This window comes from Ruminococcus sp. (assembly GCF_045129435.1).
GTDB lineage: Bacteria > Bacillota > Clostridia > Oscillospirales > Acutalibacteraceae > Ruminococcoides.
In genome coordinates this window covers 1-11,370 of sequence record NZ_JBGVJL010000037.1, presented here as the reverse complement: position 1 = coordinate 11,370, position 11,370 = coordinate 1, and the positions used below count along the sequence as shown (strand labels likewise).

Genomic DNA, 11,370 nt, shown 5'->3' with positions numbered 1-11,370 from the left:
TGTTCTTCTTCCCTCAGAATGAACTTGCAAGAAATCAGGCTAAAAAGATGTTTGAAATTATTGCAGAAAAAGAGGGACTTGAAATTCTCGGCTGGAGAAATGTTCCGTCAAACCCGGAGGTACTCGGCAAAAGAGCCGTTGAGTGTATGCCTCACATTATGCAATGCTTTATTAAGCGTCCTAAGGGCGTTAAGAAAGGCTTGCCTTTTGACCGCAAGCTTTATGTTGCAAGACGAGTTTTTGAGCAGAGTAACGAAGACACATATGTAGTTTCTCTCTCAAGCAGAACTATTGTATATAAAGGTATGTTCCTTGTTGGCGAGTTAAGAAGATTCTTTACAGACCTTCAAGACCCTGACTATGAATCAGCAATCGCTATGGTTCATTCAAGATTTTCAACTAACACAAACCCAAGCTGGCAGAGGGCTCATCCAAACAGAATGATTGTTCACAACGGTGAAATCAACACAATCAGAGGCAATGCTGACAAGATGCTTGCTCGTGAGGAAACCATGAAGTCAGAGCATTTAAAGGGCGACCTTGACAAGGTTATTCCTGTTGTAAATACTGAGGGTTCAGACTCAGCAATGCTTGACAATACTCTTGAATTTTTGGTAATGAGCGGTATGGAATTACCTCTTGCCGTTATGATTACAATTCCTGAGCCTTGGGACAGAAACCACACAATTTCTCAGAAGAGAAAGGACTTTTACCAGTACTACGCTACAATGATGGAGCCATGGGACGGCCCTGCTTCAATCCTCTTCTCTGACGGCGATATTATGGGTGCAGTGCTTGACAGAAACGGTCTTCGTCCGTCAAGATACTACATCACTGACGACAACAACCTTATCCTTTCATCTGAGGTCGGTGCACTCCCTATTGACCCTGCTAAGATTGTTACTAAGGAAAGACTTCGTCCGGGCAAAATGCTCCTTGTAGATACTGTACAGGGCAAACTTATTGACGATGACGAGCTTAAAGAGTACTATGCTTCAAAGCAGCCATATGGTGAGTGGCTTGACAGCAACCTTGTTCGTCTTAAAGACCTCAAGATTCCTAATGTAAAGGTTGAGGAACACAGCTATGACGAAAGACAGCGACTCCAAAAAGCCTTTGGTTATACATATGAAGAGGTAATGACTTCTATTCTTCCAATGGCTAAAAATGCAACCGAACCAATTTCTGCAATGGGTACAGACAGCCCGCTTGCTGTACTTTCAAAGGAACCACAGCCGCTGTTTAACTACTTCAAGCAGCTATTTGCTCAGGTTACAAACCCACCTATTGACGCAATTCGTGAAGAAGTTGTAACATCTACAACAATCTACATCGGCGAGGACGGCAACATTCTTGAAGAAAAGCCTGAGAACTGTAAGGTAATTAAGATTCATAATCCTATCCTTACTTCTACTGATATTCTTAAAATCAAGAATATGAACATCAACGGCTTTAAGGTTGCCACTATTCCGATTCTTTATTATAAAAACACAAGCCTTAAAAAGGCTATCAACAGACTTTTCATTGAAACAGACAAGGCATTCAGCGAAGGTGCAAACATCATCATTCTCTCAGACAGAGGCGTTGACGAGAACCACCTTGCTATTCCGTCACTTCTTGCGGTTTCAGCAATCCACCAACACCTTGTTGTTACAAAGAAAAGAACATCATGTGCTATCATTCTTGAAAGCGGTGAGCCAAGAGAAGTACATCATTTTGCTACACTTCTCGGCTATGGTGCAAGTGCTATTAACCCATACCTTGCTCAGGAAACAATCCACGAACTTATTGCAGACGACCTTCTCGACAAGGATTACTATGCCGCTGTAAGCGACTACAATGACGCAATTCTTCACGGTATTGTTAAGATTGCATCTAAAATGGGTATTTCAACAATCCAGTCATATCAGGGTTCTCAGATTTTTGAGGCTATCGGTATCGGCAAGGAAGTTATTGATAACTACTTCACAGGCACAGTCAGCAGAATCGGCGGTATCACATTAAAAGATATTGAAAAGAATGTTGACAGACTTCACACCTCTGCATTCGACCCACTCGGTCTTGGCACAAAGCCTGACCTTGAGTCAAGAGGCAGTCACAAATTCAGAAGCGGCAAAGAGGAACACCTCTATAACCCACAGACAATCTATATGCTCCAGCAGTCAACAAGAACAGGCGACTACGAGCTTTATAAAAAATATTCACATATGATTTCAGAGGAAATGGACCCTGTAAATATCAGAGGACTCTTTGACTTCAATTATGCTGAAACTCCTGTTCCGATTGACGAGGTAGAAAGCGTTGATTCAATCGTAAGACGCTTTAAGACAGGTGCTATGTCATACGGTTCTATCTCTCAGGAGGCTCACGAAGCACTTGCTGTTGCAATGAACAGACTTCACGGCAAGTCAAACTCAGGTGAGGGCGGCGAAAGCCTTGAAAGACTTCTCACAAAAGGTACTGCCGACAACCGTTGCTCTGCAATCAAGCAGGTAGCATCAGGCAGATTCGGTGTAACCTCAAAGTACCTTACATCTGCTGACGAAATTCAGATTAAAATGGCACAGGGTGCTAAACCCGGTGAGGGCGGACATCTTCCGGGCAAAAAGGTTTATCCTTGGATTGCAAAGACAAGACATTCAACTCCGGGTGTATCGCTCATCTCCCCTCCACCACACCACGATATTTATTCAATCGAAGACCTTGCTCAGCTTATCTATGACCTTAAAAACGCTAACACAGATGCAAGAATTTCTGTAAAGCTTGTTTCGGAATGTGGTGTAGGTACTGTTGCTGCAGGTGTTGCAAAAGCCGGTGCAGGTGTTATCCTTATCTCAGGCTATGACGGCGGTACAGGTGCTGCTCCGAGAAACTCAATCTACAATGCCGGTCTTCCATGGGAGCTCGGTCTTGCTGAAGCTCATCAGACACTTATTATGAACGACCTCAGAAACAAGGTTGTTATTGAAACTGACGGTAAGCTTATGAACGGCAGAGATGTTGCCATTGCTGCTATCCTCGGTGCTGAGGAATACGGCTTTGCCACTGCCCCACTCGTAACACTCGGTTGTGCTATGATGAGAGTATGTAACCTTGACACCTGCCCATTCGGTGTAGCTACTCAGAACCCTGAGCTCAGAAAAAGATTTATGGGTAAACCTGAATATGTAATGAACTTTATGCGTTTTGTCGCTCAGGAACTCAGAGAGTATATGTCAAAGCTTGGTGTTAAGACTATCGATGAACTTGTCGGCAGAATTGACCTTATCAAGAGAAAAGACGGCATTGAGGGTCAGGCATCTGAAATTGACCTTTCAAATATTCTTAATTCTGACTTTGTTTCAAACAAGGTTGAATACAAGAAGAAGAACCTTTACGACTTTAAGCTTGAGTCAACACTTGACGAAAAGGTACTCTTAAAGGAATTTAAGTCTTCCCTTTCAAACGGCAAGAGCAAGACAATTACTGTTGATGTTAAGAACACAGACCGTTCATTCGGTACAATTCTCGGTTCAGAAATTACAAAAACATTTGATGATAAGCTTGAGGACGATACATTCAAAATCATTTGTAAAGGTTCAGGTGGACAAAGCTTTGGTGCATTTATTCCTAAGGGACTTACACTTGAACTTGTCGGCGACAGCAATGACTACTTCGGCAAGGGCTTATCAGGCGGTAAGCTTGTAGTATATCCTCCAAAGGGCTCTACATTTAAGGCTGAGGATAACATCATCATCGGTAATGTTGCATTCTATGGTGCTACAAGCGGTAAGGCATTTATCAACGGTGTTGCAGGTGAGCGTTTCTGCGTAAGAAACTCCGGTGCTGTAGCAGTTGTTGAGGGTGTCGGCGACCATGGCTGCGAATATATGACAGGCGGCAGAGTTGTAGTTATCGGTAAAACAGGTAAAAACTTCGCCGCAGGTATGTCAGGCGGTGTTGCCTATGTGCTTGACGAGGACAGAGATCTTTACACAAAGCTTAACAAGGAAATGGTACTCTTCTCCGAGGTAAAGGAAAAGTACGATATTATCGAGCTTAAATCCCTTATTGAGCAGCACACAGAGGCTACAGGTTCTGCTAAGGGTAAAGAAATTCTTGATAACTTTGATGAATATCTTCCAAAGTTCAAGAAAATTGTTCCTCACGATTACAAAGAAATGATGGCTGCAATCGCTTCTATGGAAGAAAAGGGCCTCAGCAGCGACCAGGCTCAGATTGAAGCATTCTATCAGATAATCAACAACAAGTAAGGAGGGCACACAATAATGGGAAAGCCAACAGGTTTTATGGATTACAATCGTGAAGATGCCGAGGCATTTTCAGTTAAGGAAAGAATACAAAACTATAACGAATTTCACACACCTTTAAGCAAAAAAGATCAGGAAAAACAGGGTGCAAGATGTATGGAATGTGGTGTTCCGTTCTGTCAGGCAGGTATGCAGATTGGCAACGCATTCTCAGGATGTCCTCTTAACAACCTTATTCCTGAGTGGAACGACCTTATTTTTAAGGGTTGTTGGGAACAAGCATATAACAGACTTAAAATCACAAACAACTTCCCTGAGTTTACCTCTCGTGTCTGCCCTGCCCTTTGTGAAAAGGCTTGCACTTGTGGTGCTAACGGTGACGCAGTAACTGTAAGAGCAAACGAGTACGGCATTATCGAAAATGCCTACGAACAGGGGCTTGCTGAGGCAAATCCACCAAAGGTAAGAACAGGTAAAAAAATTGCAATCATCGGCTCAGGTCCTTCCGGACTTGCTGCCGCTGACCAGCTCAACCAGAGAGGTCATTCGGTAACAGTATTCGAGCGTTCTGACCGTGTAGGCGGCTTGCTTATGTACGGTATTCGTAATATGAAGCTTGAAAAAGAGGTTATTGACCGCAAGATTTCTATTATGAAAGAAGAGGGCGTTGAGTTTAAAACAGGCGTTAATGTCGGCAAAGATGTTAAAGCTAAAAAGCTTCTTGAAGAATATGACAGAGTTATTCTCTGCTGCGGTGCTTCTAATCCAAGAGATATTAAGGCAAAAGGCAGAGAGGCAAAGGGCATTTACTTTGCAGTAGATTTTCTCAAGTCAACTACAAAGGCATTGCTTGACAATGGCTTAAAGGACGGCACATACATTTCAGCAAAAGGCAAAAATGTAATGGTTATCGGCGGCGGTGATACAGGTAATGACTGTGTCGGTACAAGTATCCGCCACGGTGCAAAGTCAGTTATTCAGCTTGAGATGATGCCAAAATTACCTGATCAGCGTACAGCTGACAACCCATGGCCACAGTGGCCGAGAGTCTGCAAAACAGACTACGGTCAGGAAGAAGCTATTGAGGTATTCGGTCATGATCCAAGAGTATATCAGACCACAGTCAAAGAATTTCTTGCTGATGATAAGGGCAACCTCAAGGGTGCAGTTCTTGTTAAGTTAAAGCCTGAAAAGGACGAAAAGACAGGCAGACTTATGATGAAAGAGGTCGAAGGTTCTGAGTACAAAGTTGATGTAGAGCTTGTACTCATTGCAGCCGGATTCTTAGGCTCAGAAAGCTATGTTACTAAGGCTTTCGGCGTTGAAGTAAACGCAAGAACAAATGTGGCAACAACCGAAGGTTCACACGCAACCAATGTAAAGAATGTATTCACAGCCGGCGATATGCACAGAGGACAGTCACTTGTTGTATGGGCAATTCGTGAAGGCAGAGATGTAGCCAAAGAGGTTGATTTAAGCCTTATGGGTTACACAAATCTTTAATGTATAATAATTAAATCTTCCATTATCTAAATGCACAACGGTTTTTAATCGTTGTGCATTTGCTTTTGCAAAACATATAAGTTTATAAATTCGTTTACCATAAATAATAAAACATTTAGTATATTTTATAAATGTAAAATAAATTTAAAACCACTATATCTTTATATATTTTTATGTTATAATATGTTAAAATTAAATTAAATTAGAGGTAATAACATGAATAACAAAAAGTATTTAATACTAATACCGATTATAATCATTTTTTTATTCGTAATTTCAATTTTATTGCCCTCTGAAATTTGGAGTAAATTTGTTGATATTTTTAATATAATACTTGCAATTTCTGCAACAATCATAGCAATAGTTGAATATAGAGAAAGTGAAGAAGAAAACAGAAAAGAAAAATTTTCTTCTATATACTCAATTTTTTCTCAAAATCAATATCAATTAAGACAATATCTTAATGATATAGAATTTAGCATAAATAAAAGCAATGAAAATCTATTATTTTATAAAAATGATTGGATGTGTTTAGATAAAAATCCTATTCCAATTAGCAAAATATCACTTATCGCAGATACCAAGCAAAACAATTCAGATTATTCAATTATCAAAAAAACTTTTAAAAAATACAATATTTTGCCTAATAATGATCTTTCTCTATCTGATAATCTACTAATATATCAAAATTCTCATATTTACAATTTACCTTGTTATGGTTTAAGCAATATTGATATTGATGACAATACTATCAAAATAACAATTAAAGAAGGTTTTTATTTTGATTTTATTAATTCTTGCTTTCCATATGGCCTTGAACTTGCATTAAGTTATAAAAATAAAAATAAATTAATAATAAGGAATAATAATTCTATATATGATTTTTCTAATAGATTTTCAACAATAGGAATTGTTACATTGTTAGTACTAAAAAATGTAAGGAAAGATGATAAAATATCAAATTATATTTTGATACATCAAAGAGGAAATGGTGTCGCAGAAAGTCAAGGCTTAATAAACGCAGTACCAGGAAGTACATTTCAACAAACAAGTGACTTTAGATATAAGGACTTGAATGAGCGATTAGGAAAAGAAGGTATCGCCTATAACATAACAAGAGAGATTTATGAAGAAATTTTTAATGTAAGAGAATTTTCGTATAAAACATCTTTGAATAAAATACAAAGCGAACCACTTCTACACGTTGTTGAAAATAATACATATTATATTGGTAGTGGTATTAATCCTATTAACGTATACTTTGAAATGCTTACTATTACAGTGTTAGATTTTATCAACCCTGATATTCAAACTCTTTTTGGCAGTAATAATTATTATGAAATTAAAAATAAGATAGAACCCAATTATGAGGGAAATATTTTTATTGAAGAATTAAACACTGATATTTTAACCTATTATAGGTATAATACACAATCAGCACCTACTCTTCAAACTATTTGCAGCATTATTTTAAATAATGATAGATGTCGTGATTTATTTAATTAAAAAGTCCGAATATATAAATAACGCTCGCAATATTCGTTATTTTTCACAAAATGAGTATTACAATATTTTGTTATATTTCTTATAGTTTAAACTCAGCGTAAAATATTAATTTGTAAAAAATAATTTTTAAAACTTATAATTCTTTGAAAATGGCTAGGAAATTTTAGCGTAAAGATAACAAATATAAAATATTTTAAATTAATAATTACTAACAGTTATATCTCTAATTCTTTATTTTTTATTTAAAAACTAACTTCACATACATAGCAAAAGCCGACCCCTTTCGAGGTCGGCTTGAATTATTTAACTATTAGCTTAGCTAATTGGAACTGCGATTGGTGCGTCTGGGTTTGTATCTGGATTCTCTGTATAGAATGTAAGATATGTGCCACCCATAACTTTAGCATCATCAATTACAATCCAAAGCTCGTTATCAATAAAGCCCTTATAGTCGATTGTCTGGTTTGTACCTGTGTCAGAAACAATTACATTGAAAGAACCAGCCTTTGTGCATGTGAAGTCCTTAACATACCAGCCGTTTTCGTCTTTTTCTGTAAGAGTATCACCAGGCCATGTGCCTGATGTTGTGTAGTTGTCTGCATCAACACCGTTTGTGTCTGAACCCCAAAGCCAGAGTGTTGGGTCCCAAGTCAAAGAGCCATTGTGCTTAACATGAAGCTTAACATCCATGCTTGATGCTACATAGTAGTAGTCAATGCTTACATCTACACCAAATGGAATGTGACCAACAGCATTTGTAGGCATTCTTGTTGTATCTACTGAGTAACCGATTGTGCGGTAGTTCTCTGTTGTGTAGTCATCGCCTGCTCTGCCTGAAATTACAGTTGAAGGAGTAAGCTTCTTGAGTGTGCCGTCCTCAGCTGTGTAGTAGTGGTTTACTGTAACGCTGCCTGCTGATACAGGGTCACCTGAAAGGTAAACCTGAAGTGCTGTAACATCGTTTACATCTTTACGAGTATCGTAGTTTACATCTACTTTTGCAACTAACTCTGCATCGTAATCATCAGGATCAGAGATGATTTCCTGCATCTTTGTTACATCACGAACATCAACAACGCCGTCATTTGTAAGGTCAGCATCAAGGAATGACTGTGGAACATAGTCAGCATAGTAGTATGTAACCTCAGCAGGAGTTGAAGAGTATGTGCCTGTAGCAGGACCCTCAACCTTGCTCAATACATATGTATTAGCAATGCTTGTGTTGCCGGCTGTTGTGTAGCCTGTGCCGATTGTACCCTGAATAACCTCAGGATCTACAAGGTTTTTACCTGTCTTTTCGTGAACATACTTTACAGTAACCTGACCCATACCGTCATCAAGTGCGAGCTTATCAAAGCTTGCCTTGTCAACAGCGATAATTGTTGTCAATGCAGGAACTGTGAATGTTGAGCCTGATACCTCACCGAGGTTCTTAAGGCCTGCTGTTTCGCCGTTAGCAATAATTACCCACTCTGTGCAGCTCTCATCTTTAAGCTTTACTTCCTTAGCTTCTTTCTGAGAGTTGTGGATAACTGCCATTGTCTGCCACTCGTCAGCCTGGTCGTTCTTTACTGTAAATGCAACCTGATTAGAGAATGCACTACCCATTGCCTGATTGAGTGTATAGTTTGCAGCATAATTTGTATCCATTGCTGTGAATGGTGTGAAGTTCTTTCTGATTTCAAAAAGGCCCTTATAGTAAGATACGAGATCCTGATACTCTACAATGTTGTTCCAGTTAATCTTGTTGATCTCCGGTGATGACTTGTAGCTGTTTGTATCTCCGTACTTTGTACGAGCCATTTCCTGACCTGCAAGCATAAATGAAATACCCTGTGAAGTATTTACAATAGCACCTGCCATTTTGTTCATCTTAACGAGGTCTTCGTAACGGTTGCCGTAGTCGCCTGAAACTGTAGAAGCAACGAGCTGATCATAAAGAGCAGCGTTGTCGTGGCAGTCAGCGTATGTAACTGACTGTGAAGGAGCTTTAGCCTTCCACTTGTAGTTACCGTTTGAGTTAGCGAACAAGCCGTAAGCAATACCCTTAGCAGCACCCTTTGAGCCCTGAACAAAACCTGTGTTTGCAATGCTCATAGCACCGCCCTTGATAGCGTCACGAACAGAGTCATTGAAGATACCGATTCTCTCGCTGAGTGAGCCTGCGTTTGACTGAACAGCCGGCATAAACTTTGTACCGTCACAAGTATTTGTTGGGTGGTAAGAGTCGCCGCCGTTCCAGCCTTCACCCCACATTGTAACCTTTGTATCAACCTGATCGAGAGCATCTCTGATCTGGTTCATAGCTTCAACATCCATAATACCCATAAGGTCAAAACGGAAGCCGTCAACATGGTACTCATTTACCCAGTAAAGGCAAGACTGAATTACATAGTTTCTGTACATTGCACGCTCAGTTGCACACTCATTGCCGCAACCTGAGCCGTTTGAGAATGTACCTGATCTGTTAAGTCTGTAGTAATAGTTAGGAACAGTCTTCTGGAAGCAAGAATCTGTTGAATATGTGTGGTTATAAACAACATCCATTACAACGCTGATGCCTGCGTCATGGAGTGCCTGAATCATTTCCTTACACTCTGTAATTCTTACATTACCGTCATATGGGTTTGAAGAATAAGAGCCTTCCGGAACATTGTAGTTCTGTGGGTCATAACCCCAGTTGAACTGCTCATCGCTGCCAGCTTCATTTACAGAAGCATAGTCATAGAATGGGTTAAGCTGTACTGTATTAACACCAAGATCCTTAAGGTAGTCAATACATGTAGAAATGTTGCCTTCTCCGTTGAGAGTAGTGCCCTCTTCTGTGAAAGCAAGGTACTTACCACGGTTAGCCTCTGAAACACCTGATGCAGGGTCGTAAGAGAAGTCCTTGATATGAAGCTCATAAACTGTGCTGTCTGTAACCTCATTCTGGAATACATGGTTATCTTTTTCCCAACCCTCAGGGTCTGTAGAGTCGAGGTCAACAACCATTGAACGGTTACCGTTTACGCCTACTGCCTTTGAGTAAACATCCTGTGTTTCGCTTGTAGTAGTTTTGCCTGTTGTAGGGTTAACTACTGTGATTGTGTAAGTGTAGTAGAGATTTTTCCAGTCGCCAACAAGCTTAATCTCCCAAATGCCTGTAGCGTCATCTTTTTCAAGCTGGAAAGAGCCTATTTTAGTTGCTCCCTCTTCACTGTCTGAACCTGTTGTAAAAATATTTACCTTAATGTCAGTTGCTGTAGGTGACCAAACCTTGAAAGTGGTTGCTTCTTTGGTATAAGTAGCACCAAGGTCATCTCCATTGTATCTATACTTTGCGTCAAGCTCTTCAAGTGCTTTTGTAGCGGTAGTATCCGCTGCAACAGAGCCGCCCGAAACTGCTTCATCATCAGTGGTAGCTGCCATAGCTGTTACCGCTGCTGTAGAACCGAGCATACAAAGTGCAAGAACAATAGAAACAAATTTCTTTGTAGTTCTCATAGATTTATTTCCTCCTTGTGATTTTTATAATCTATCCCTTGTGGGATTAACTACCAAAAATTATTCGTCTATATCCATAGACTCGGCAAATGCCTTTTTTCTTTTATTTGTTGAGTAAATTGTGCTTGCCACACAGCCTGCAAGAATAAGTCCTGCGGCAATGTAAACAACAACCATTACAGACTTGAGCGGGTCTGCGTCATTTGAATATGAATAAATAACATTAATTTCAGTCTTTGTAAAAGTGCCGTTAGCATTCTTAGGAACAAATCTGAGAGTCATATCCTCGAACTCTTTTTCGGAGCCATTGTATTCCTCTCCCTCATTGCCTGTAAGAGTTGTTTTTTCCACAACCTTACCGCTGCCGTCCATATAGATTACATTTACTCGGCACTCGTCCTTTGTTTTGTCATCGTCAGCAATTTTTTCATACTTAAATGTTACATCAAAATCCTTGTCGGGAAGTACACCCGATGCGTTATCAGGTAACTCATCAAGCACAAGTCTGTAGTTCTCAATACCCGGAATTTCAGGTGTATAATACTCAACGCCTGTTCTGTTCTTGATTGAGTAAAAATCTGTTAAATCTTTTCCACTCTCTTTATCAACAAAGTGGAATGTAACT

The 11,370-nt window shown here is 39.7% G+C and carries 5 protein-coding genes; 3 read left to right on the top strand and 2 right to left on the bottom strand.

All coding sequences use genetic code 11. The annotated features are described in order from the left end of the window. From gltB to ACJMMI_RS01925, 3 genes are all read left to right on the top strand, one after another. On the top strand, positions 1-4,253 hold a 4,253-nt coding region (gene gltB, locus ACJMMI_RS01935), incomplete at its 5' end, for a glutamate synthase large subunit (RefSeq protein ID WP_405352998.1). Between the two features lie 15 nt (positions 4,254-4,268). Continuing rightward, positions 4,269-5,753, top strand: coding sequence for a glutamate synthase subunit beta (locus tag ACJMMI_RS01930; protein ID WP_405352996.1), 1,485 nt, complete (start codon positions 4,269-4,271; stop codon positions 5,751-5,753). Positions 5,754-5,969: 216 nt separating this feature from the next. Beyond that, the gene (locus tag ACJMMI_RS01925) at positions 5,970-7,259 is read left to right on the top strand and encodes a hypothetical protein (protein ID WP_405352995.1); all 1,290 of its coding nucleotides are present in this window, start codon (positions 5,970-5,972) and stop codon (positions 7,257-7,259) included. A 315-nt stretch (positions 7,260-7,574) separates the two neighbouring features. On the opposite strand, the gene pulA is transcribed toward ACJMMI_RS01925, so the two are convergent. Together pulA and ACJMMI_RS01915 are read right to left on the bottom strand one after the other, a co-directional pair. After that, positions 7,575-10,745, bottom strand: coding sequence for a type I pullulanase (pulA, locus tag ACJMMI_RS01920; RefSeq protein ID WP_405352993.1), 3,171 nt, complete (start codon positions 10,743-10,745; stop codon positions 7,575-7,577). A 60-nt stretch (positions 10,746-10,805) separates the two neighbouring features. Beyond that, on the bottom strand, positions 10,806-11,370 hold a 565-nt coding region (locus ACJMMI_RS01915), incomplete at its 5' end, for a MucBP domain-containing protein (protein WP_405352991.1).